Raw genomic sequence first — 23,034 nt, 5'->3', positions numbered from 1 at the left:
GTACCCCTATGGCAGGATTTGAACACTGCCATAGGGGTGCTTTTATGTCCGTAAGGAAGGTATGAAGCGCTCAGGGAGTTTTCATGGTTTTGGTTTACACACTTTGTGGTTCCATGGTCAGTTTATGATAGTTCTCAATTAGCTGATCCAGCTTTTCAATCAGGGGAAGCTCTTCCCGCCTGCTGTAGCTTTTGGCTGCGCCCTGGTAGACACACTCTTTCAGAAGGTCGCGTCCCTGGTGGTGGTAAGGACCGTAGATACGGCAGTGATAGGGGCGGGCAGGATAGACGGAGCAGAGCAACCCCTCCTGAAAAGGACAGTGGCCGGTTGTATCGCCCCAGATGCTGATAATAGAATTACTGGCAAACTTCTCAAAGAGCTTGAACAATCTGTCGTTTTTTACGTACCGCCTGATATTTTCCGTTTCCGGGGGGTACACCCGCAGCGATGTTGTCCTCAGGCAGCATGCGCCGCATAGTCCGCAATCTTTGTTGGAAGGCTGCAAAAACTCGTCAAGCTCCCGGTAAAAGGACGCAAGATCTTTGAGCAGAGCATCCATCCTAAGCACCCCCAGCCTCCTAAATATATTCCTGGCTTTAATTATATCAGATGGGCTGTTAGAAATTTGCTGAAATGCGTTGAACCGTGAAAATGGTCGTAGGCGTAAAATATGGACGTGGGACGTGGGACGTGGGACGTGGGACGTGGGACGTGGGACGTGGGACGTGGGACGTGAGACGTGGGACGTGGGACGTGGGACGTGGGACGTGGGACGTGGGACGTGAGACGTGAGACGTGAGAAGTGAGAAGTGAGAAGTGAGAAGGTGTTGTGAAAAATTATTTGTGTGTGTAAATTATATGCAGGTTGTTAAAAAGTGTAGGTCGTAAGGCATAAGACGTAGGCGAAAGTGGAAAGCAGGATAAGACAGCCGTGAGACATGCGAAAGACCCCATAGAAATGCAGGATAATCCTACGCCCTACGACTTACGCGACCTACGACCCAATTTGCCCACGTCTCACGTCTCACGTCCCCTCAGTGTACCACATCACCATCGCGTGGTTTTTTACTTAAATCCTGCTCAAGCTGATCAAGTAAACCTACCAACAGATCATTGGCTGCGTTCTTGATTTCGCCTGATTGGTAGGCTGCCGGTTGGCGCCGGCCGTCCGGTCTGGTAATAAGTTCACCGGTTTCAGGGCGGAGAAAAGTAGGTTTTGTCGGCCATGCGAGCGGTTCAACAGGAGTTAAAGCGGTCAGGGGTTTGACCATAACACCCTGCATCGCTTGAAACGACATATCAGGTGTATTCCGGGCCAGGTCTATTGGATTAAAAAGATCGCGGGATGTTTTGCAGGTAAAGAGACAGGATTCTCCCTCTGCGATCAGGCCGTTAAATCCCACTATATGGATTTGCCTGTCAGGAATAGATGTAAATATCCTATGGACAGCGCTCAGGGCTATCTGCAGCAAGGTCGACTCATAAAAATTATCGAAGCTGTCCTGGTCCATTTCTACCGGCAAAATGCCGTTTTCCTCTTCGTGGTATTCATACCGCACTATCCGGGGCATCTCAAGAGGCCCGGGCAGGATGCCGCTGAGTACGATAAGCTTTTCCGTCCCGTGGTAATGGGCGTCAAAATCCACCTCAATTTCATCCGGCAGTTCGAGACCGGCCAGGGCTATGCGCGCCAGGCTTGCCACGGCGTATGGTTGTCCTTTTTCCACATCCAGCTGTAGTTGGTCCACGGAGCGGTTAAATTCTGACTGCTCATTAATAAAGGCTGCCCGCTGCGCCTCATAACTGGTCTGTGCAGACTCTTTATTAGCGTTATAATTCCGCATTTGTTCCTCGAAGGCAACTCTGGCCGCCTCCTCCAGAGCCAGCCGTTTTTTTCTGGCGGAGGGGAATATAAGTTCACTAATAAAACTTTTACGGGGGACGCTCATTTTCCTGGCCACCTGCTCGTAGCGGGGCGGGTGTTCTGTAAAAACAAAAGGTGGTAATAGCTGGTCATGATAAAATGAAGCCCAATCAAGTTTGCCGGCCGAACAAAGGTTGATTTTTAGTATGCTGTCACAAGCTTTGATGGTATTCCCGGCCTGCCGGGTGTCAAGCGCTGCCAGTTCCTTTAAAGATTCAAAACGTTCCCGCTCTTTATGGAGCTTTTCCTGCCTGGCCCATTTGGCCAGCTGGGATTCCGCTTTAATCCTTGTTTCCAAAGGCGAGCCGCCTTTAATTATCCTCTGTACACCAAGATATTTATTGGTAATTGTCCTATCATAAACCTTTTCATCCAACAAACAGCAACTCCTTTCAGTTCCAATGTATCATAAAATGTTTAGTTTGGACATATTATTTCCTTTTTTGCACGTCTTCGGAGACTGTGACTGAAAATATTTACACAGTTAATTATTTTAAGAATATAAAAAGGGGCGACCTTTGTCGCCCCTAAACCGGGTTTTACGCTTGTGGGAAATATCTTTTCAAAAGCCCGTGGAAAGCCATGCAATGTCTCGCTTCATCTTTGCAAGCTTCATGAATGGCATCGTGAACAGCGTCCTGTCCTTCCTTTTTGGAACGGACGGCAATTTCCTTTTTCCCCCTGTTGGCGCCGGCTTCGCCGTCCACCAGCCTTTTTAAGTTTTCCTCCGTTTTTTCACTTAAAACTTCACCCAGTAGTTCAGCAAAGCGTGCCGCGTGGTGAGCTTCTTCCCAGGCAATACGCTTCATGGTTTCAGCTATCTCCGTATAGCCTTCCCGTTCGGCCTGGCGGGCCATGGCGATATACATGCCTACCTCCATGCACTCCCCTTTGAACTGCATATCCAAATCGCTTTCAAAACCGGAGCCTTTGGCCGCACCGATCTTATTCCAGTCCACCAGGTCCGGGCCGGAGGTGGTCAGTTGCTCGAATTTTTCCTTCGGAGCTCCGCAATTTGGACATTTTTCAGGGGACGCTTCTCCTTCGTAAACATAACCGCAAACAGTGCAACGCCATTTTTTCATATTGTTAGACCTCCTTTTTTTAAATACTTCTTGACATTACTTGGCTGAAATTTATATATTATAAATTTCGGCTCTTTTATAAAACAAACTCACCGTTTTCCCGCTGGTTGAAAAAGTATGCGTAATTTAAATCAAATAATTTCCCGGGAGCTACTCCCACGGGTGTGTTTTTACGTATTAGAGCCCCGGTCACCCCTGCCCTTGCTATATCGCCCTGCAGGATGGCTCCCCGCAGGCAGCCGTCCTTGAATATATACTTTTTATAGCTGCCGGGACTCTCCATGATATAGGTCGTATAGCTGGTATCGGGCGCCTCGGGAAAGCCAAAGGAAACGGTGTTTAGTCCATAAAATTCCATTGAGTTTTTAAAGGCGAAATTATTTACCATTTTCCGGCGCCCTCCGGCCATGTTTGTTCCCGCAACCTGCCCCTGCAGCACCGCCAGAGGCCAGATGGGAGTGGGCGCAACTTTGCCGGTGAAGACTTCCAAAGACTCGCAGACATCACCGGCGGCATAAATGTCCGGGTATGATGTCTCCTCGTATTCGTTTACTTTGATTCCCCTGCCCACCTCAACAGGTGTGCCCTCCAAAAAGTCAACGTTGGGCCTGACGCCGGTGGCGGCTACTAGCAGGCCGCAGGGTATCACCCGGCCGCTTTTTAGCTGTACTCCGGTAACATTTTGCCGATCATCCAATATTATCCGGCTCATTATTTCCCCGGTAATGATTTCAATACCCCGGTTACGGAATAATGCTTCATAGCTGGCTGCCGCCCTTTGGTCCAACTGCAGAGGCAAAATATGGCCGGCTATCTCCACTATAACTACCGCCAAACCTTTCTCATTTAAGGACACGGCTGCGTCCACACCAACCAGACCGCCACCCATAATGACAGCCTGACGGCAGCTTCCGGCAGCCCTGGTAATATCCCATACGTCCTCAAGGTTGCGCAGGCCGTAAACCTGCCGCCCCCGGTTGATATTCTCCACCGGAGGTAGATAAGAGGACGATCCGGTGGCAATCAGGAGTTTGTCGTAAAAAAACTTGTCACCGTTGTCTGCAGCTACACCTTTCTCCTCCGGTAAAAGTTTTACAGCTTTAACCCCGCCAGCCCAACGGACGCCATTTCTCCTCATAAAGTCCTCAGGTACAAAGCGAGCTGCTGCGGCGTCCCTCCGGCCGGCCAGTACATCCGGCAACAGGCATCTGGAGTAAATATGTCTGTCACCGGACAGTACCGTTATGTCGCCCCAGGGATCGTTTTGGCGGATGGCGCCGGCAGCGCTAAGCCCGGCTGCGCTGGCGCCCAAAATCAAATATCTCACTTTTTACTCACCCCTTGCCAGGTTGGGATACTTTCCATCTATGTTCGACGCAGGTACCTCAATTAATGTAATCGCTCCCGTGGGACAGGCTTCAACGCAGCGTGGTTTATCACGGCCGGCGCAAAAGTCGCATTTGACGGAAACCTTGTTTTCTCTAGCATCCGGTAAGATCATGCCAAAGGGGCAGGACATTACGCACATCCAGCAGCCGGCGCATTGTTCCGGATTATGGGCGACTATACCGGTTGCGGGGTCTTTGTAAAGCGCCCCCGACATACAGGAGTTGACACACTCTGGTTCATCGCAGTGCCGGCAAGACAGAGGCACGGGCTGCCCTTCGTTATTCAGTTCAACAAAATTGCGCGGCCGGCTGCCCTGATCGGAAAGGTTAACCAGCCAGACCGAACGGGACGGGCTGTGTTCGGCCAGGCAGGTCACCTGACAATTCTTGCATCCGGCGCACAGCTCCGGCTTAATGAATATCCTCAGCATTTTTTCTCACCTCTTACAGGCCCAAGCCCGATCTTTTGGCATTTATCACCGCTTCCAACTGGTTGACTGTTGAAATAATATCTCCGTCGACGATTACGCGGCCGCCGGTTAATTGTTCAAGGTCGCCGGTCAGCACCTTGGTGACCATTTCACTGCCGGTAATAAAGGGAGGGATGGCCAGATGCAGGGTAAGTCCCAGGGCCAGGCCGAAGGCGCCGTCTGCCAGGGCTTGTTCTTCCAGCCACTGAGGCGCCGAGAGAACCAGCGGCAACTGCGGCAGGTCCACACCCAGTTCGGCCGCGATGTCTGCCGCTGTTTCCTCCAGGCGGCCGATGGCCAGGCAGGGGCCAAAATTGAGCACGGGGGGTATTCCCAATTGCAGGCAGACTTCTTTTAAGTTTACCCCGGCTTGTTCCGCTGCTGATGGGGACATTAAACCTACATTCTCCAGGGCTCCGCTGGTGCAGCCGGCCGAGAGCACGATAATGTCGCGTTTGATTAATTCTCTGGTCATTCCCACGGTGAAAACATCGTGCCCGCCGGCGGTCAGGTTGGAACAGCCCACTACAGCAGCAATGCCCTTAATTTTGCCTGCGGCAATCAGTTCTATAAGGGGTTTGTAACTGCCGCCCAGGAAGCTCTTCAGGGTTTTTTCACTAAAACCGGTAAGCACATCCCCGTAACCGTGGGCGGGTACAGTGATGGTTACATGTTTACGCCTGGCCGTAAAACTCTCAGCGCCCGCCTGTATAATGGTCCCGGCGATGCTGTGGCGATCCTTTATATCAAAGGTCAGGTATTCAGCATTTTTCTTCTTGGCCACATCGTCCAGGCAAAACTGCGGTACCTGCATTTGCTCGCAAATTGTTTCAATCCCCGGCAGGGTGCAGTTGAATTCAGATACCAACAGATCGATGGCGCCGGTGGCTACCAGCGCCTCGCTGGTAAAGTTGTTGCCGGTATGGCCCGCAAATACATCTGCACAGTGCGCTCCCCGGAGTTGCATATCCTGCCCGACGCACGTAGATCCGACGATCTTGTAGCCTTTTGCCCCACAGGCTTTGGCTTTTGTGTCGGCTTCGGGAGACAGTAAGGCATCCTGCAGTATGCCCACCAGGGACTGCTGGTGTCCGGTAACCATAATGTTGATATAATCCGGGTCTACCACTCCGAAGCCTGCCCTGGCCGTCCTGATTTCCGGTTCTCCCCAGATCATGTCGTTAATCCGGTTGGTCATAGCCAGTCCGTACAAGCCGGTGGCAATGCCAAGGCGCAGGGCGTGCAGCAGCATGTCGAGAGGATCACTGGATAAATTGGTGCTGCTCTTGACTATAGCGTCAAATACTTCAGACTTGGCGCCGCCTGGCAGGATGCCCAGCTCCTGCCACTTATCGTAGCGCGGACCGTAGGCTAATTTCTTTACCAATTGCATTTTTTCACTGCGAGGGCGGTATAAATCTGCCAGCACCAGGTCAGCCAGATTTGCTGCCTTTTGTTTTTCATCAGTACCGGCAACTCCAAGGCGTTCAGCCATTTCGCGCAGAAGGGCGGCTCCTTTCAGAGGCAGGTCGGTGTTGCCCCGGCCAATCTCCCGCAAATTTACGGCCGCGTTTTCAACGATGTGCAAGTAGCAGGCAGCTCCTGCCGCCACAGCCCGCAGAAAGTTCCTGGCCACCATGGTGTCCGGTGAAGCGCCGCAGACGCCCCGGGGCGAAGTGGGAGTAATCCGGCAGGGGCCGTTGGCGCAAAGCCTGCAGCACACCCCCTGCATGCCGAAGCCGCATTTAACGGCCTGGTCGGGCACACGGTTAAAGGATGTTTCCAAGTCACTTTTTGATGTCAGGAAGTCGTAAAGGATTTTGTCGGCGGACATACAGATGGACAATTTTAATTTCCCTCCTTTTAGTAAAGTGAACTCATTTGGTATACATTTGGGTAAAAATAATTGTATACCAAAATGGTACACTATTGCTTTTCATAAAAGGGTGAATCATTTCACCCGCTCCCGGAGCATTTGGAAATTGTAGCGGCTAAGGTGCTCCGTTATGGACTTTTGGAGCTCAAAAAGAGCCTCGTGCACCGGACAGTGCTCGCTGAAAAGCTTGCTGCATTCTTCCGGGGCGTAGAGACAACGGTTGATAGCTATGGGACCTTCAATGGCTTCAACTACGTCCAGCAAGGTTATTTTTGATGGATGCCTGGCCAGGGCATAGCCTCCGTTGACACCCCGGTGGGAGTCGACGATCCCGTCTTTAGCCAGAAGACGCAGGATTTTTAACAAAAAGCGTATGGGTATATTTTCTTCTTCGGCTATTAGCTTTGCTTCTACCACCTGCCCGTAAGGCAACCCCGAAAGGTACAGGACTGCCCGCATAGCATAGTCTGTCGCCTGATTTAGTCTCATACTCTACCTTGTCTGAAAGTTATTGTGGACTTAATTGGTATAGTTTATGGTTACAATTTACACCAAATCACCTGGAGATGTCAAGGAATTTTTTATATTTTTTTCTGCGGGCTTTATAATAATTAATCCAGGTGAAAAAAAAGGTTAATTTGTGATAAGATAATTGCTGTACAGTTTTGAAGGAGAGGTCTTTATCTTGGAAAGTCATACTGGCGATAATATTAACCGGCGGGTATGGTTAGTTGTGCTGGTTAACTTTCTCCTGGGATTTGCCACCCAGGGTTCCAACCTCTTTGTCCCCCTGCTGGGAGCCCAGTTGGGGGCTTCTGATTCTCAGGTAGGGCTGGTGGGAGCGGTTTACGGAGCCGCTTTTTTATTGTCATCCCTTGTTTCCGGTTGGAAATCCGATCAAACCGGCAGGCTCCTCTTTGTACGCCGGGGTCTTTTGGCCAGCAGCGCGGCTTTTGCCGCACAACTCCTGGCCGGCAATGTCGCGCTTCTAATGTTGATGCGCGGTATGGTGGGGTTCGCTTTGGGTATCGCCACGGCAGCGGCCATTGCCTATGCTTTTGAATGCGGGATTGATATGGGCAAATTTAGCTCATACGGCTCCCTGGGTTGGATTTTTGGCGCTATGGCGGCCGCTTTGGTGGAGGATATCTACCTGCTTTTCTGGATTAGTTTTGTGGTCTGTCTGGCTGCGTTTATTGCCTCACTTTTTTTTCAAGAAACGACAGCCCTGCGCCGTTCTTTGTCTCCAAAATTGTTCCAGGTCCTGCGGCGTAATTATCGTATTTACTTTGCCGTTTTTCTGCGACACCTGGGCGCCACTGCCGTTTGGGTCATTCTGCCGCTCTATCTTTCCAGCCTGGGTGTCAGCAAGTTTTGGATTGGCCTGTTGTGGGGCGTTAATTTTGCTGTCCAGTTTGTCGTTATGCGTTACCTGGAACATTATTCAGAGTATAAGGTCTTTGCCTTTGGTCAGGCGCTTTCATTTTTTGTCTTTGTGGTTTTTGCCTATGTGACCGGAAAACTTCCCCTGGTACTTGTTATGGCGCTGCTCGGGGTGGCCTGGTCTTGCCTGTATGTCGGAGCGTTGCTGATTGTGTTGCGAAGCGGTGAAGAGAGAGGCACATCAAGCGGTATCTTCCAATCCACCCTCAACCTGTGTAATGCCTTAGGCCCCTTGCTGGGCGGCCTGATTGCCGAGGGGTTCGGTTACCGGAGCGTACTGTTTTTTGCTGCCGCTCTAAGCGTGGCGGGAATGTTTATAGCCATTCCGGCGAAATCCAAGGAGCCCGGCCTGGATATAAAAAGTTAAAACAAAAATATAAGGTCCCCCGGCGTCAGGCGCCTTTAGAGACCTTTGGCTATAGTATGAACTGTTTCGGTTTGATTTATACATCCCTTGAAAAAAAATATCAGACCCGCGCTACGGAGCGCTTGCGTACGGTCCATAGCGCGCAGACATACATAAAAGCCTGAATAGCGCAGCGAACGGACGGTTGTCTGTAACCGGCGGTGGTTATGATGTTATAGTAAGATATTACTTTTTCTCCCCTTGTTTTTATTGGGGTCGTAAATTTCAAATTTCCCCGAAAAGGTTTGGAGATTGTATTCAACCAGGGGAGCGTTTTTGTTAAGACGCTCCATCCGCTCAAGGCGCGCCTTGGACAGAGCGTTACCGTATTCATTCCTTTTCCGGTCAACGTGACATCTGTGTTTGCTCATATAAATATTATGTTCAGGCCAGTTCAGTTAATGCATCATTTCTACAAGCAATTTCCTTGTTTCCGGCAGGAATGAGTCTACCGGCAATAGAATTTAATGGACGTAAAATAATACTTTAACCTGGCGGGAGGGCTCAAAATGTATAAGTTCAAGGTTATCGCCACAATTGTGGAAATTCGTGGAGAGGGAAGCTGTTCTTACGGTCATAAGGTGGGGGAGAGTTTTGAATTTACCCAGTTCACACCCGGAGGACTGTGCCAGTTTGCTTATGATTCACTTCGCTCAGCCGTGGCTGCGCTCCTGTACGGAGGCAATTTCCCGTGGAGCGAGGATAGTGAATGTACCACCTGGGCCTGCCCCGATCCTGACCGGCCGGTAATTTTTGAACTGCGCAGGGTCCCTCTTGCAGAATAACTTCCATACGAATGGTACGGTACCATCAGAAAAATGAATACCATGTTTATTCATAAGTTGTCCAGTCTTTATGTGGTGCGGTTTCAATCGCACTTGCACTGCGGAGCAGTTTAAGGGACTTCTACAGGGACTTTTCTGCATTTTTATGGGGTCATGAGCGAATGAATTCGCACCTGCATTTTCAGGGTGGTTCCCAACAGTCTGGCGTGGGACCGCATGTGGTGAAACTCGCAATAGGTATTTTTTTTTAGCGTGAAGGATTCAAACAAAAAACGCAGAAAATATGTTAGGTTTTTAAATCTATTACGGAGGTAAAGTATGCCTATCTTTGAGTACAAATGCAGCGACTGTAAAAAAATATTTGAAATTGTCCACCTGCCGGGCAAGGACAGTGAGTTGAAATGCGCGGCCTGTGGCAGTACCAATTTGAAAAAGCTGATCTCGGCTCCTTTTTTACCCAGTGCGGTGGGTAAGCCGGCCAATGATGAACTTAAGTCCTGCTGCGGCGCTGCCAATCCTCAAGAGTGCCCGGGTCCTGGTTCCTGCTGCAGCCAGTAAGAAGCCCGGAAATTAGCGTCCCGTCCTGTATAGCCAGCGCGCCGCCAGAGTCAGGGAGTTGTTATGTCTTCATCTCGGGAAATGAGGGATTCAATTATTCTTGACGGCTGTATAGTTCCTTATACTGTAAGGATAAGCAGCCGGGCCAGGCGCCTGCTCCTTCAGGTGCGCCTGGATTCCTGCGCTCTTGAGGTAGTGGCTCCCGAAGCTTTTAACCTGGCTGAATTAAAAGATATTCTAACGGGAAAGAAGTCCTGGATCCTTCAAAAGCTGGAGGCTGCGGCTCGTCTGGCTGCCGCGAGGCAGGCCAACCAGTCTCAAGGCCGCTTTGTTTTTTACCGGGGCAGGCAGTACCTGGTTGAGACCCGTGTAGAGACCGGCTCTACCGGCGCGGTAGAAGTGGAGGAGGCCAGGCTGGTAGTGGTGGTCCCGCCTGGATTGGAGGGGAACGCCTCCGCAGTACTGGAGCGGTGGCTGCGCCAAATGGCCCGGCTTTTGATTAACCAGAGAATACGGGTAATGAATGAAAAGTTCAAACTGTCCTTTAACCGGGTGTTTATCAAGGGACAAAAAACCCGCTGGGGCAGCTGTTCACAGAAAAAAAACCTGAATTTTAACTGGCGGTTGGTGATGGCCCCCCTGCCGGTTCTGGATTATATTGTCGCACATGAACTGGCCCACCTGGTGGAGATGAACCATTCCAAAAAGTTTTGGGCGTTGGTTGAACAAATCTACCCCGGCTACAGAGTACACCGGGCCTGGCTGAAAAAAAACGGCAGACTGCTGACGCTGTAAAAATTAGTTTAGCCACAGCCTGAAAGGTTAACGTACCAGACGGTATGTACAATTCTGTAAATAACCGTGCCGTGGTATGCTATAACCAGGCCGTATACCACAACCAGGACACCCAGGCACTTTTCGATGAAGGCCGGTTCAAATCTGGATAAGAAGCGCAATGCCAGGAGCGCTGCAAGGATCCAGAGCAGCCTTAACGGCAGCGATGTACTCACGGGCAGGCTCATCAGGCCTATCAGTAAGGGGTTTAATTCATGAGCCAATCCTGTACCGAGCTCCCAGCTGGTAAATAAATGATCCATGGTGCAAAACAGCAGTACCAGCAGATAAGAAAGCATGTATATCACCTTCAGGGTAAATTGTACCACTGGTTAATGGAAGATATGTAAAAAACTTACACCAAGAGCAGGCGAAATGTGTGGCCGATTTACTCTGGCCGCTGATTAACTACATTAGATCCCAAGTCCGGCGCCGCTCGCCGTGTGGGATCGAAATCGCGCCTACATCGCTGGTGTTTTCATAATACACGGCGCCGCGATAGCGACGTGTGTAACTATCTTGAAAAAAACTGGAGCGCCTGTGCCTCAGACGAGTTAACGGCGCTTTTCTTATTGTCACACCAGAGGTTTCAGTTTTTTAAAGGTATCTTGTCATTTTGAGCGAATTTCATTGATAAGTCCGTGATTGAAAGATCATGGACGGTACCTGGCAAGAGATTATCCAAAAAGAGAGGACTACTCCAATTGTTTACTGCCGGTTTAGTAAAGGAACGTGTTCTAACAGACAAAAGCTTTCTGCCCAAGCTGGCCTTGTCGGTCTTGTTCTTCCTTTTCCTTACTTTTTTAGCGGGAAGGTTTTATGTGGTTGTTAATAAAGATGTTTACCCCGGTGTCCATATGGTGATGGAGTTTGTGGGTATCATCGTGGCCGTCTGTTCTTCCCTCATGAGCTGGTACGATTATAAGTACAAGCATGAATTAAGAGTGCTGATATTGTGCCTCACCTTTGGCGGGGTAGCTCTTATTGAATTTGCCCACGCTGTATCTTACCTGGGTATGCCCGATTTTATTACGCCAAACTCAGTTAACAAGGCATCTACCTACTGGATAATATTTAACCTGTTACTCAGCTCTGGATTGGTTGCGGCAGTTTTTTGCGGCAGCAAGGTAAAGAAGGTGGGACAGGTTACTTTACTGTTGACCTCTTTCAGTCTGGCTACTTTGGTACTGATTGTGGCGGTAGCCTTGTTCCTGCCGGTTCTCCCCCCCATGTATAATCCAGTTGCCGGCAGCCAGACCCAGATCAAGGTGATCTTAGAATATGTTGTGATTTTTTTACTGCTGCTGGCCGCGGCAAAGCTGCTTCAAAAGAAGCAAGTAGCCAAACAGGAGTACTACCTGTGTCTCGCCCTCGTCCTCGGGGCACTTAGTGAGGTGGCCTTTACCTTTTACAGCAACGCCTATGACGTATATAACCTCCTGGGACATGTATTTAAAGTGTTTTCCTATGCTTTTATTTTCAAGGCTCTTTCGGATGAAGCCGTGGGCATGCTTTATGAGACCAACAGCAAGCTGACTGAACAAAGGGAACTGCTGGCGCACGCCAACCGGCAGCTGCAGGAACAGGACCGTCTCAAAGATGAATTTCTCGCCAATACCAACCATGAGTTGCGTACGCCCCTGTCTGCCATTATTGCCTTTACAGAACTACTGATGGACCCGGCTGCCGGCGAGTTGAACGATTTACAGAAGGATTACCTGAATGAAATCAACGACAGCGGCAAGGAACTGCTGGTCAGGATTAACGGTTTTCTGGACCTTTCCAAAATCGCGGCCGGTAAGACCGTGGTATATAAAGAAGAGTTTTTAGTAGCTGAGTTCATCGAGGACATTGTGCGCCGTATGGCTCCGCTGTTTCAAAATAAAGGCGTAGTCCTCGAGACAATCCCGTGCCCCGGGGGTATTAAGGTCTTGGCGGACAAAGACAAGGCCGGACAGGTCTTAACCAACCTTATGTCCAATGCCCTCAAATTTACGTCGCCGAACGGGATCGTTATTGTTGAGGCAGGTCTGGAAGAAGCGGCTGACTCCGTCAACATATCGGTCAAAGATTCCGGCATCGGCATAGACGAGCGGGATCTGGAAAAAATATTCAACCCTTTCTATCAGGTTGACGGCGCCGCCTCAAGGAACTTCGGCGGAACCGGTATCGGCCTGACTCTGGCCAAGAAGCTTGTTGAGTTAAACGGAGGGAATATAACAGTATCCAGCAGGCGGTCGCAGGGTAGCGTTTTCACCTTTACACTGCCTGTGGCTGGACGGGATATCCTGGGGGAGGTGTTTTGAGCAATGCCACGTATACTGGCGGTTGACGATGACCCCAAAATACTGAAGATCTTGCAGCATACACTTAGCAAGGAAGGGTTTGAAGTGATTTTGGCCGCTAGCGGTGAAGAGGCGCTGCAAAAAGCGCGGCGCCAACCACCCGAACTGGTGGTGCTGGACATCATGATGCCGGGCATGGATGGTTTCGAAACCTTCCAGAACCTAAAGGCGCAGTATCATGATATGCCGGTGATTATATTGTCGGCCCGGAGCGATGAGGTCGATAAGGTAGTCGGGTTCCGGATGGGCGTCGATGACTACCAGACCAAGCCGTTCAGCCCGACCGAACTGGCCCTGCGCATTAAAGCTGTTTTGCGAAGGCTTGGTGAACCGGCTAAACAGCAAAGACAGGTCCTGAAATATGATGGCCTTATCCTGGATTACAGCAAGCGCATAGTAACGCAAAACAACCTTAAGATTGAATTGACCCCCAAGGAGTTCGAAGTCTTGTGGTTAATGGCTTCCAACCCCAACAAGGTATTCACCAAGGCTAATCTCCTGGATCAGGTTTGGGACAGCGCTTTTTATGGGGATGATAATACTGTAACCGTCCATATCAGGAGGTTGAGGGAAAAGCTGGAGAAAGATCCGTCAAACCCCTGCTATATCAAAACTGTCTGGGGCATTGGGTACAAATTTGAGAGTGAAGAGTGACGTAGAAGACCTAATATTAATAAATTATTAATATTTTTGTAATTGAGTTGTAAGCTGCTTAAAATATTATGGAAGTATAAAAAGGGGGGTGGCTTATGAGGTTTGGCGGCAATACAAATGACCCTCCTAAATTTTCAAAAGAGCAACTGGAAGAACATAACAGGCTTTATCCTGAGGCGCACGCGACCAAACTCAAGGAAATTGAGGCCCGGCTAATCAGGGCCGATACTACCTGCGTGGATCCCACCTACTGCCCGCTTCGTTCTTTGAAAAAGGAACAAGCTTATGCGTTGAATTCAGTCAGGCTGCACGATTTGTATTTCGGCAATATTGGTAATGAGGGTTCCCAACCGTCGGCAGAGGTAATGACATTGCTTGAACGGGATTTTGGTTCAAAGCAGGAATGGGAAAAACAATTTGCCGGGCTGGCCAGGTGTTCAAGGGGTTGGGTGGTCCTTGGTTTTGATCTGAAAGACGGTGTCCTGAGGAATTTTTTTGCAGATGACCATTCCGAAGGTGTATGGTCCGTTTTGCCCCTGCTGGTCCTGGACGTCTATGAGCACGCCTACTGCAAAGTTTTTTCGACACGAGATGACTATGTTGAAAGCTTTTTGAAATTGGTCCGGTGGGAGGCTGTTAACCGCAGGCTCAAAGCGGTGAAGGAATTCTATCAAAGCATTGCCGCGATATTATAACAAGGAGGCTTATAATGGACAAATGGGTTTGTAATGTATGTGGTTAAGCATAAGTTGGTTATGGAGGGTTGAAGCAGCTACAGAATACCTGAATAAATTGAGATAAGAATAACAAAAACCGTTGATACGAACACCTGTTCTGTGGTAGTATAGTAACAGGAGGTGGTAACGGTGTATGAATACTGAGTCAATATAAGTGAAAGGGAAAAGGTTTCTTAGCAGTCACTTCCGATGATGCGTCGCAAAGACACGCTGTGAAAGTCGGGCGCAGAGGTTAGAACAACTAGGCGGTGGGTAATACCCCCTTCCGGGCAGGACTGGTCTTTCTAATGGCCAGGCGGTGAACCACCCGGAATATGGGCGAGAGTCCATAGCTCAGCAGTTGAATCCTGTGACACTGCCTCCCGTTAGTCGGCGGGAGAGAAAGTTAATAAATCTGGATTATCCTGTATAAATCANATTTGTTTAGCTTTCAGAAACCAGGTGATATGAATGGCAAAGCATGAACTACCGGCGCTCCCTTATGACTACAACGCTCTTGAGCCTTACTACGATGAACAGACTGTGCGTCTGCACCATGACGCTCACCACAAGGCCTATGTAGACGGCCTCAACAATGCTGAAGCCAAACTGGCGGAAGCCAGGGATAAGAGTGATTTTTCCCTCATCAAGCACTGGGAAAGGGAACTGGCTTTCCATGGATCGGGCCACCTCCTGCACACGCTCTTTTGGAATAACATGAAGCCAAACGGGGGTGGTCCGGCGACCGGAAAAGCGGCTGAGTTGATTGAGCAGCATTTTGGGAGCTTTGAAACGTTCAAAAAGCAGTTTTCGGCAGCGGCCGTTGCTGTTGAGGGTTCAGGCTGGGTGGTATTGTGCTATAATCCGGCTTTTAAGGAACTGAGCATCCTAACAGCAGAAAAGCATCAGAACCTGACCCAGTGGGGCGTGAAGCCTTTGCTGACAATAGACGTTTGGGAACATGCTTACTACCTGAAATATCAGAACAAAAGGGCCGCCTGGGTTGAGGCCTGGTGGAATTTGAGTAACTGGGACGATGTAAACAGAAGAATTGAGGCAATGCTTGCTTGAATTGTTAAATATAGGGGATAGAGGTCTTATAGCGCTTAGTGACTTCTATCCCATTAATTTTTGTTGTAAAAATTTTGAGCCGGCTGAATAATAAAGGAGATTTCGGGTTATAATGGTAAAGATTTAACAAGATAAATGTAAAATTTTATCTTTGCATTTTGATGGCCATGGTGTATACTTGGGTTGTTGGCCTCAAAAGAGGTAAATTTAGGAGGTAAGGTAAAAGCATGATTGGTAAGGTTAAATGGTTTAATCCGGACAAGGGCTTTGGGTTTATTGAAACTGAAGAGGGCAGGGATGTATTTGTACATTTCTCCTCCATTCAAACTGAAGGTTTCAAAACCCTTGACGAAGGTCAAAGCGTGGAGTTCGACATTGTCCAAGGCAACCGTGGCCCTCAGGCCTCAAATGTTGTTAAATTATAGTATAAAAGGTTTCTTTTATATATAATTGAAACACAGCAAAAGCAGCCGTTTTTCAAACGGCTGCTTTTGCTTGTATACGACCGGCGGTGAAAGTCCCGAACGGGCTGGCGAGCGCCTACGTTAACCAAAGGCAAGGGGAAGTTGTTTTACAGCTATCCCACAAATTGGAAAATCTTTTATTAATATAAATTCCATTTTCGCGAAAACTAATAACGAAAACCGGGGTAATTGCCAAGAAAAGCATAGGGGGTTTTAATCAACTTCAGTCCCTTGACTTCGATAAAACCTTCCATTCCGCGCCAAATTGCACAGTCTGTGACCGTGCATAATGGCAAATGAAGGTATGAACAAGTTGCTTCTTGCAGGCGGTAGCATTTTGCAGCCAGGCATTTTATGCAGATGTGGACGTAATTAATGGAGTTCATAAGCTTTACTGCAGAGAATGGGAGATTTGTTGGCAAATACCCTAAATAAGATTGTTTTCCTATCCTGATTAATTTAAGGTATGTCTGCGTATAATACAGTGAAAGGGGGTGACAGAGAAGATGAAGGCAACAGGAATCGTTCGCCGTATTGACGATTTAGGCCGGGTAGTGATACCTAAGGAAATCAGGCGGACAATGAGGATCAGGGAAGGAGATCCCCTCGAAATATTTACCGATAGAGAAGGGGAGGTTATCTTAAAGAAGTACTCGCCGATAGGTGAATTGGGTGAATTTGCCACAGAATATGCCGATTCACTAAATGAATCACTAGGCCAGATATCATGTATTGCTGATAAGGATACCATCATAGCTGTCGCAGGGGCGCCTAAAAAGCAGTTGATGAATAAACAGGTTAGCCCGGATGTCGAAAAAGTAATGAATGAAAGAAAGATGGTAGTATTTAATGAACCTTGTTTTCTAACTGCTGATGAGGACATTAGTTACAGTTCCGCTGTGGTAGCGCCGATTATTACCGAAGGTGATCCAGTGGGCGCGGTAATTATCGCTGCCAAAGAACCAGGGGTAGCGCTGGGGAACCTGGAAACCAAGCTGGCTGAAACGGCAGCCGGGTTTCTGGCCAAGCAAATGGAATCATAAGAAAAGGAAAAGCCCCGCAAAAGGGGCTTTTTCTATAAATCAAAATCACCGGCTGCCTCCGGCTGGTAAATGATCTTTTCTACTTCCAGCCTAACCCGGCCATCAGGAACTTCCCATTCAATGACATCTCCCTCACGGAAGCCGAGAATTGCCGTCCCTACAGGCGCCAGTATAGAAATCTTGTTTTCCAGCAGGTTGGCGTCAGAGGGGTAAACCAGCGTATAAATCATTTTTTCAGCGGAGTCTAAGTCTTTCAACGATACCTTTGAATTCATGGTAATCACATTATGAGGAATTTTTTCGGAAGCTACAACATGTGCCCGTTTTAGTTCCCGCTCAAGGTTTTTGAGGTATTCTTTGCTGCCTGCATTAAACTCTTTTGCTTCATTTATGAGTTTCTGTAATCTTTCTTGATCTATTGCTGTTATAAATATTTGCCTGGGCATTGCAAAACCACCTTTCAATGAACTTCTTCTGATAAAAAAACAGCAAAAACATACGGCGATTACGTTATTTAATAACCGCCGTCATAATATTGAATTTTGTGATGCCAGACCAAAGCTCTTAACCTATTACCAGTATTATATATATTATTTAAATTTAAGTAAAGCTATAAGCTTCTACAAACGCGATAATGAAAATCAGCGCCGATATGGCGCTGATAGATATTGTTGTGCAGCTTCCCTCACGTGTTTATCTGAGCTCAAGCCAGTCGTAGATCGGCTCCCAAACCAGCTCTTCAGCGTTATCCGCCCAAATTAAGTCGGCGTGCCCGTAGTCCAGCGCTTTGGCCTCTGCCGGCAGCAAGGTGACTACTTGTACTGTTACATCACTGCTTCCCAGCAGGGTGGTGGTATAGACTCCGTATTCTCCCATACCTCCAGCCGCACCCACGTAAAGCACAGGAAGCTTGATGTCGGCCAGGTGATCGTCATAGGGCACTTCAACAGCGCCACTAATGATGGCCTCTCCGTCGATAATCTCTCCCATACTTTGGAAACTGGGACTGGCAAGGGCGATTTCTAAAATCTTGTCCATTTGCTCTACATACTGGAGTCCATCCGGCAAGCCGTTCTCGTCAAATGTACCAGCAAGGTAGTGGTAGAAAGGCGTGATAGGCTGAAGGGGCTGGTAGGTGGCATAGGTTGCAGTTAATACAGACAGGGCAGCCTGTTTGTTGGTAAACCCCGGAATTATTGGGGATATTCCATCGGGATCGGAAGCAGTCAACCAGGCCAGGCCCTTGAGATTCTGCCCGTCATTGTTCACGTAGGTTCCGGAGTCGTACAGGGATTTATAGGCCTGGTAACGTTCCAGGGCTGCCTGGGCCAGTAGACTGTCTGCCGGAGAAAACTTATAGACCATGTCCATGGGGATAATCCCTCTGAGGTCACGGGCAGGTTCCGGTAGTTGTGATTCATTATTGGCATAGGCATATAGGAACTGGGCGCCCCGGCTGTGGCCGAGCATGAAAATTTTCCCATGACCGCTTCCGGTCAGTGCTCTGACAGCTCTGGCAAACTTCACGGCTAGCTTGATGTCCTTAACGTGCAGTTTGGTGTCCCATTTTTTCATAAAAGTGAAGTCAGTTGCAGTATCGGGTACAAATGTCCATCGCAGGTCTATTCCCCAGACGTCAACGCCCTTTTGCGCTAAAAAGGCGCTCAGGGAGTCCGAAGCCGGCTGACCCGGTATTGTTCCGAAGGCAGTGTTAAAATTACAGGAATCACCATGTATCATCATGACTGCTTTTTCCGCCGCAATGGGAACCCAAGGGGATTCTTCCTTTACGATCCTGTGAATGCCGATCTTATCATATTGACCTTTCCCAACTTTAATAACCATAGTGTACTCGTAGATATTGTCGTTGATCTGTTTCCTGGTGACGGTAGCCAGGCTGCTACTGTTGTCTGCTTCCTTCGCAGCCGAGCCGATTGCCTGGGTCATGACATCGACTGCAGGTGTTTTGCTGTCCGTTGTTTTAGCCTGCGCTGTAACCAGGCCAAGGGCTAGAGTCAGGATGAAAACAAGTACCATGCTCATGACAGTTTTTCTTAACATACCCATACCTCCTTTTTATGGTTAATTTCGGCGAAAAATTTGCAGTTCCTCTCATTAATGTAATATTTTATAAGACAAATTAATATAAAAATTGACTTATTAATATAAATATTGACTTATTAATTGTTTGACCCATGTGATAGCAAAAACATACGGCGATTATATTAATTAATAACCGCCGTCTTAGTACTTGATTTATGATACCAGACAGTATTTTTTGATCCGTTACCGTTATCTTTTTTGGGGAATTTCAAGTAGGTCGATAAGCTTCTATAACCCACTTTTTCTCAATCGTTTTAACTCTTTAAGTATTATTTCATACTCGGTGTTCAGAATTTCGACATCTTCCTGTTTTGAGACGCACAAACGCCCGACCACCTCATTTAGACGGTTTTCCAGTTGCATGATCCGTTCTTGTTCAGGTTTTTGCTGGTTTTTTGACTCCATATACTGCAGGTAATCGCTGTAATTCCCCGCATACTGGAGGGCCTTTCCCTTTTGCAGGACGATGACCTGGTCGGCAATTTCGTCGATAAACTTCCGGTCATGAGATACGAACAAGATGGCGCCCCTGTATTCTTTCATTACCTTTTCCAATGCTTCCAGAGAATAGATGTCCAGGTAATTGGTTGGCTCATCCAGCACAATAATGTTATACCCGCTGACAAAGATTTTGGCCAGCGCTGCCTTTACTCTTTCCCCCCCGCTCAACACTTTGACCTTTTTATGGACATATTCATCCTTAAACAGTAATTGCGCCAGCATCAACCGAACATCGCGCTGAGTGAAAACACTATCTTTGATTACATTCTCAAGAATCGTTTTCTCTTCATCCAGAATGCCAAGATCCTGGCGGAAATAGCCTATACGCGCATTTTGCGCTAAGGTGATCCCTTTTTCTCCCGCCGCAATCATTTTGAGCAGGGTAGTTTTCCCGCTGCCGTTGTCCCCGACCAGAGCGACTTTTCTTCCGGCAGGCACCTCAAAACAGATTTTATCAAACAGCAGCTTATTACCAAAAGATTTGCTGACTTCCTGCCCAGTGATGACTGAGCGGCAGTACAGCCGGCGTTGTTCCTGCAAGTACATATTAACCTCAACAGGTTTCGCCGGTTTTTCTTTTTTCTCCAACTGCCCGATTCTCTTTTCTATGGCCGCTGCCGCTCTATCCACCTTGGCCATTTTTTCGCCTGTCTTGCGCCTGTGGAGCCGGGCTTCCGAGTTGCCCATGCGGGATGGTGTTTTTTTCATCGCCACAGATTTTTGCTTAATTTCTATGATGGCTTCGGTCAGCCGGTGCTTCTCCCTGACATACTGTTCGTAATCAAACCGGCGCCTCTCGATTTCAGCCTCCTTCTGCCGCTTGTAAGCACTGTAGTTGCCGGCGTATTCGGTCACTTTTCCATTTTCGATTTCCAGTATTTTGGCGCACAGCGCATCCATCAGGGACCGGTCGTGGGAAACTATCACCAGTGCTCCCTCGAACTTTTTTAGCTGTTCTTCCAGCAGCCGGATCCCGTCCAGGTCAAGGTTGCAGGTGGGTTCGTCTGCAAACAGGATTGAACAGGGGGCACTGAATCCCCGGGCAATTTTTAAACGGGTCTTTTCTCCACCGCTCATAGTTTCCCATTCGCTATCAGGAACGCGAAACTTTTTACCCATCATCCGGTCCAAAGCACGGTCAGGGGGATCATCCAATTGAGTGATATAGGCGTGTCCGCCGTAACGCCATACTGTCCCCGCACCGGGAGACTCATTACCGGTTAAAACATTTAAGAGCGTCGTTTTCCCGCAGCCATTGATGCCGACAATACCAATCCGGTCGTTTTGGTAAATTTTTAAACTATCGATACTGAAAACCAGACGGTCTCCATATTGTTTTTTGATATTGTTCGCCTCTAATATAAGCATAAAAAAACCTCCCTTTTCTCCAGAGAGGATGGTCTGTGCATAATGAATAATATGCTTTGCTAAAAGCAAAAAAAATAAACATATATTCGCCTGAAGGGCATACCAATCCTGCTGGAGAAGCATTCACAAATGAATGTTATTGTTTTAAAGTAACAGCAGGATTAGAAGCGCATCAAAGTTCTCCTTTGTAAAATGAAATTTTGTCCTCAAAAAAATTCTACCCGTCTCATCGGGAAAAGTCAACAGCCCTGTAGTTTCCCGGCTCCAATAAAACGAAAAATGAAGTCGCACCTACATCTTTGGTATCGGCCAACTGGATATTTTTTACTCATCAAACTTCAGCCATTATACAGGTTGCCCTTATGGCGTCTATTACCCCCGCCCCCTGAATATTAGGATCAAGACCGGCAAGTGTTTTTGAAGTTTCTATAAGTCGTTTTTTAACCTGGTCCGGGGTTAGTGAGCCGTCAGACTGCAGCATTTGGGCAACCACCCCGGAGCATACCGGTGTTGCCATTGATGTTCCGGAAAGCGCTAAATACCAGGTGGCAATCCTGGATTCTTTACTCTGTTTATCAATTTTTGAGCAGGGTGAACGTAAGGAAATAATATTAACCCCGGGAGCTAACAAATCAGGTTTTATCAGTCCGTCAATGGTAGGTCCCCTGCTGGAAAACTCAGCCACCTGGTCATCATTCAGAGCTACTGTATTTTTGTCATCCACTGCGCCAACAGTAATCACATGGGGAGAAATGCCGGGTGAACTGATGGTTGTTGACTGTGGCCCTTCGTTTCCCGCCGCAACACAAACCACGATCCCGTTTGACCAAGCCTTGTCTACAGCCTGGCAGACCGGGTCGTCGGTATAAGACTCTGTAGCCGTGCTTCCCAGTGATATGTTGAGTATCCTGATGCCCAAGGTTTCTTTGTTGTCGATACACCACTGGATACCTTCAATAACGGTGGATAGTAGACCCGAACCCATCTTATCCAGGACCTTTATCCCTACCAGGCTGGCTTCGGAAGCAGGCCCCCGGTATAGAAAAGAGGATTGACTCCCGTTGGAGCCTATATCTCCGGCGACATGAGTGCCATGCCCGTTGTCATCGTAAGGTTTCTTTTTTTGTTTAATAAAATCTTTAAACCCCACAATTCGCCCGGATAAATCGGGATGCTCATAAATTCCCGTGTCCAACACCGCTACTACAATTCCCTTGCCTGTAATATCGTGTTCCCACAATGGCGCGGACTGGACCGCTGGAGAAGCCACGTCAAGCACAGTCCTAACCTCACGGTCATACCAAATTTTCTTAACAAGTTTGTTTTGCGCCAGTAATTCCAGTTGCCCTGAGCTTACTCTGGTGGAAAATGCATTTATTAGCGATAGGGTCCGTTGAACAGTGCAGTTCGCGGAATTTGCCAGATCCGTAAAAGAGCACGACTCCGATCTGCTTTCCGCTACCTGAACAATAACCGGTATTTTACGCCAAAGCTGTTTTAGGTATTTGAATGGTTTTTGCAAAAAGCAGGGTACCCTTTTAAGCGGGCGATACCACTCCAAAGCAGCCTTTTTCACTTGCGGGCAAAGCTTGCCGGCGCCTGCGCGAAGCCAATTAACTTCATGGAAGATCACTAAAGTTCCCTCCAGTGTATGGCAATATCTGCAGAAGGGTTTGATATACCATGATATAGTTTGTAATCCAAAAAGTTGACACTGTTTAACTAATCGGCTAATTTTTTTATGGAGATTTATTAGGTTGGATACAGGTGGACTGGTATCCTTGGGGGGAAGAGGCGTTTAACAAAGCCAAAGAGGAAAACAGGCCGGTGTTTTTTGCGGGAATCCTAATCATAAAAACTCCGGGCTAAAGCCCAATGTCATTAAGATAAGCAAAGAGTCGGCAAGGCAAAAGAGCATCATGAGGGCAGAAGAGCTTATCAGGATGCTCTTTTCTCTTAGGGAAGCTGAAAAATGCATGCAAATGAAGCAGATCGTGAAA

At 48.2% G+C, this 23,034-nt stretch carries 24 protein-coding genes; 11 read left to right on the top strand and 13 right to left on the bottom strand.

Annotated features, from left to right (window positions below):
- Nucleotides 1-94 precede the first annotated feature (94 nt).
- The 7 genes from Psfp_RS06750 to Psfp_RS06720 form a co-directional block, all read right to left on the bottom strand.
- A complete protein-coding gene (locus tag Psfp_RS06750; protein WP_190239424.1) occupies nucleotides 95-559 on the bottom strand; it encodes a YkgJ family cysteine cluster protein in 465 nt (154 codons plus the stop codon).
- Nucleotides 560-1,034: 475 nt separating this feature from the next.
- Entirely contained in the window at nucleotides 1,035-2,300 is a 1,266-nt protein-coding gene (locus Psfp_RS06745) for a hypothetical protein (RefSeq protein ID WP_134217786.1), read from the bottom strand.
- A 163-nt stretch (nucleotides 2,301-2,463) separates the two neighbouring features.
- Nucleotides 2,464-3,009: an NADH peroxidase gene (locus tag Psfp_RS06740; RefSeq protein WP_134217785.1), complete on the bottom strand. Its 546-nt coding sequence runs from the start codon at nucleotides 3,007-3,009 to the stop codon at nucleotides 2,464-2,466.
- Nucleotides 3,010-3,085: 76 nt separating this feature from the next.
- Complete coding sequence (locus tag Psfp_RS06735; RefSeq protein ID WP_134217784.1) at nucleotides 3,086-4,336, bottom strand: FAD-dependent oxidoreductase; 1,251 nt, start codon at nucleotides 4,334-4,336, stop codon at nucleotides 3,086-3,088.
- 3 nt (nucleotides 4,337-4,339) lie between these two features.
- Complete coding sequence (locus Psfp_RS06730; RefSeq protein ID WP_134217783.1) at nucleotides 4,340-4,828, bottom strand: 4Fe-4S dicluster domain-containing protein; 489 nt, start codon at nucleotides 4,826-4,828, stop codon at nucleotides 4,340-4,342.
- Nucleotides 4,829-4,841: 13 nt separating this feature from the next.
- Nucleotides 4,842-6,701, bottom strand: coding sequence for an anaerobic carbon-monoxide dehydrogenase catalytic subunit (gene cooS / locus Psfp_RS06725; protein ID WP_134217848.1), 1,860 nt, complete (start codon nucleotides 6,699-6,701; stop codon nucleotides 4,842-4,844).
- 117 nt (nucleotides 6,702-6,818) lie between these two features.
- Nucleotides 6,819-7,232: an Rrf2 family transcriptional regulator gene (locus Psfp_RS06720; RefSeq protein ID WP_134217782.1), complete on the bottom strand. Its 414-nt coding sequence runs from the start codon at nucleotides 7,230-7,232 to the stop codon at nucleotides 6,819-6,821.
- A 196-nt stretch (nucleotides 7,233-7,428) separates the two neighbouring features.
- On the opposite strand from Psfp_RS06720, the gene Psfp_RS06715 reads away from it, so the two are divergent.
- A complete protein-coding gene (locus tag Psfp_RS06715) occupies nucleotides 7,429-8,553 on the top strand; it encodes an MFS transporter (RefSeq protein WP_243120511.1) in 1,125 nt (374 codons plus the stop codon).
- A gap of 212 nt (nucleotides 8,554-8,765) precedes the next feature.
- On the opposite strand, the gene Psfp_RS21285 is transcribed toward Psfp_RS06715, so the two are convergent.
- A complete protein-coding gene (locus Psfp_RS21285; RefSeq protein WP_153189506.1) occupies nucleotides 8,766-8,963 on the bottom strand; it encodes a hypothetical protein in 198 nt (65 codons plus the stop codon).
- A gap of 138 nt (nucleotides 8,964-9,101) precedes the next feature.
- Between Psfp_RS21285 and Psfp_RS06710 the strand changes: the two genes are divergently transcribed.
- The 3 genes from Psfp_RS06710 (at nucleotide 9,102) to Psfp_RS06700 (ending at nucleotide 10,730) form a co-directional block, all read left to right on the top strand.
- A complete protein-coding gene (locus tag Psfp_RS06710; RefSeq protein WP_134217781.1) occupies nucleotides 9,102-9,377 on the top strand; it encodes a TIGR04076 family protein in 276 nt (91 codons plus the stop codon).
- A 318-nt stretch (nucleotides 9,378-9,695) separates the two neighbouring features.
- Nucleotides 9,696-9,935, top strand: a complete 240-nt coding sequence (locus tag Psfp_RS06705; protein ID WP_134217780.1) for a zinc ribbon domain-containing protein — start codon at nucleotides 9,696-9,698, stop codon at nucleotides 9,933-9,935.
- A 63-nt stretch (nucleotides 9,936-9,998) separates the two neighbouring features.
- Nucleotides 9,999-10,730 (top strand): SprT family zinc-dependent metalloprotease, encoded by a 732-nt coding sequence (locus Psfp_RS06700; protein WP_243120510.1) that lies wholly within the window; start codon nucleotides 9,999-10,001, stop codon nucleotides 10,728-10,730.
- Nucleotides 10,731-10,738: 8 nt separating this feature from the next.
- Here Psfp_RS06700 and Psfp_RS06695 read toward each other — a convergent pair whose 3' ends face one another.
- The gene (locus Psfp_RS06695; RefSeq protein WP_134217779.1) at nucleotides 10,739-11,068 is read right to left on the bottom strand and encodes a DUF5658 family protein; all 330 of its coding nucleotides are present in this window, start codon (nucleotides 11,066-11,068) and stop codon (nucleotides 10,739-10,741) included.
- 405 nt (nucleotides 11,069-11,473) lie between these two features.
- Between Psfp_RS06695 and Psfp_RS06690 the strand changes: the two genes are divergently transcribed.
- From Psfp_RS06690 to spoVT, 6 genes are all read left to right on the top strand, one after another.
- On the top strand, nucleotides 11,474-13,075 hold the full coding sequence (locus Psfp_RS06690) for an MASE3 domain-containing protein (RefSeq protein WP_134217778.1): 1,602 nt from the start codon (nucleotides 11,474-11,476) through the stop codon (nucleotides 13,073-13,075).
- A gap of 3 nt (nucleotides 13,076-13,078) precedes the next feature.
- Complete coding sequence (locus Psfp_RS06685; protein ID WP_134217777.1) at nucleotides 13,079-13,768, top strand: response regulator transcription factor; 690 nt, start codon at nucleotides 13,079-13,081, stop codon at nucleotides 13,766-13,768.
- A 95-nt stretch (nucleotides 13,769-13,863) separates the two neighbouring features.
- Entirely contained in the window at nucleotides 13,864-14,463 is a 600-nt protein-coding gene (locus tag Psfp_RS06680; protein WP_134217776.1) for a Fe-Mn family superoxide dismutase, read from the top strand.
- 492 nt (nucleotides 14,464-14,955) lie between these two features.
- On the top strand, nucleotides 14,956-15,555 hold the full coding sequence (locus tag Psfp_RS06675; RefSeq protein ID WP_134217775.1) for a superoxide dismutase: 600 nt from the start codon (nucleotides 14,956-14,958) through the stop codon (nucleotides 15,553-15,555).
- A gap of 227 nt (nucleotides 15,556-15,782) precedes the next feature.
- Complete coding sequence (locus Psfp_RS06670) at nucleotides 15,783-15,980, top strand: cold-shock protein (protein WP_134217774.1); 198 nt, start codon at nucleotides 15,783-15,785, stop codon at nucleotides 15,978-15,980.
- Nucleotides 15,981-16,525: 545 nt separating this feature from the next.
- A complete protein-coding gene (gene spoVT / locus Psfp_RS06665) occupies nucleotides 16,526-17,062 on the top strand; it encodes a stage V sporulation protein T (protein WP_134217773.1) in 537 nt (178 codons plus the stop codon).
- Between the two features lie 32 nt (nucleotides 17,063-17,094).
- On the opposite strand, the gene rnk is transcribed toward spoVT, so the two are convergent.
- From rnk to abc-f, 3 genes are all read right to left on the bottom strand, one after another.
- Nucleotides 17,095-17,508 (bottom strand): nucleoside diphosphate kinase regulator, encoded by a 414-nt coding sequence (gene rnk, locus Psfp_RS06660; protein WP_134217772.1) that lies wholly within the window; start codon nucleotides 17,506-17,508, stop codon nucleotides 17,095-17,097.
- Nucleotides 17,509-17,755: 247 nt separating this feature from the next.
- On the bottom strand, nucleotides 17,756-19,123 hold the full coding sequence (locus Psfp_RS06655; protein WP_134217771.1) for a hypothetical protein: 1,368 nt from the start codon (nucleotides 19,121-19,123) through the stop codon (nucleotides 17,756-17,758).
- A 270-nt stretch (nucleotides 19,124-19,393) separates the two neighbouring features.
- Nucleotides 19,394-21,034 carry a ribosomal protection-like ABC-F family protein gene (abc-f, locus tag Psfp_RS06650; RefSeq protein WP_192895295.1) on the bottom strand — a complete coding sequence of 547 codons (1,641 nt, stop codon included), beginning with the start codon at nucleotides 21,032-21,034 and terminating at the stop codon, nucleotides 19,394-19,396.
- Nucleotides 21,035-21,090: 56 nt separating this feature from the next.
- Here abc-f and Psfp_RS22455 point away from each other — a divergent pair, with 56 nt between their 5' ends.
- Nucleotides 21,091-21,225, top strand: coding sequence for a hypothetical protein (locus Psfp_RS22455; protein WP_282434326.1), 135 nt, complete (start codon nucleotides 21,091-21,093; stop codon nucleotides 21,223-21,225).
- Nucleotides 21,226-21,365: 140 nt separating this feature from the next.
- Here Psfp_RS22455 and Psfp_RS06645 read toward each other — a convergent pair whose 3' ends face one another.
- Entirely contained in the window at nucleotides 21,366-22,667 is a 1,302-nt protein-coding gene (locus tag Psfp_RS06645; RefSeq protein ID WP_134217769.1) for a S8 family peptidase, read from the bottom strand.
- Nucleotides 22,668-23,034: the final 367 nt, after the last annotated feature.

It is taken from the genome of Pelotomaculum sp. FP, from assembly GCF_004369245.1.
Classification (GTDB): domain Bacteria; phylum Bacillota; class Desulfotomaculia; order Desulfotomaculales; family Pelotomaculaceae; genus Pelotomaculum_C; species Pelotomaculum_C schinkii.
This window is presented reverse-complemented; position numbering and strand designations above follow the sequence as displayed.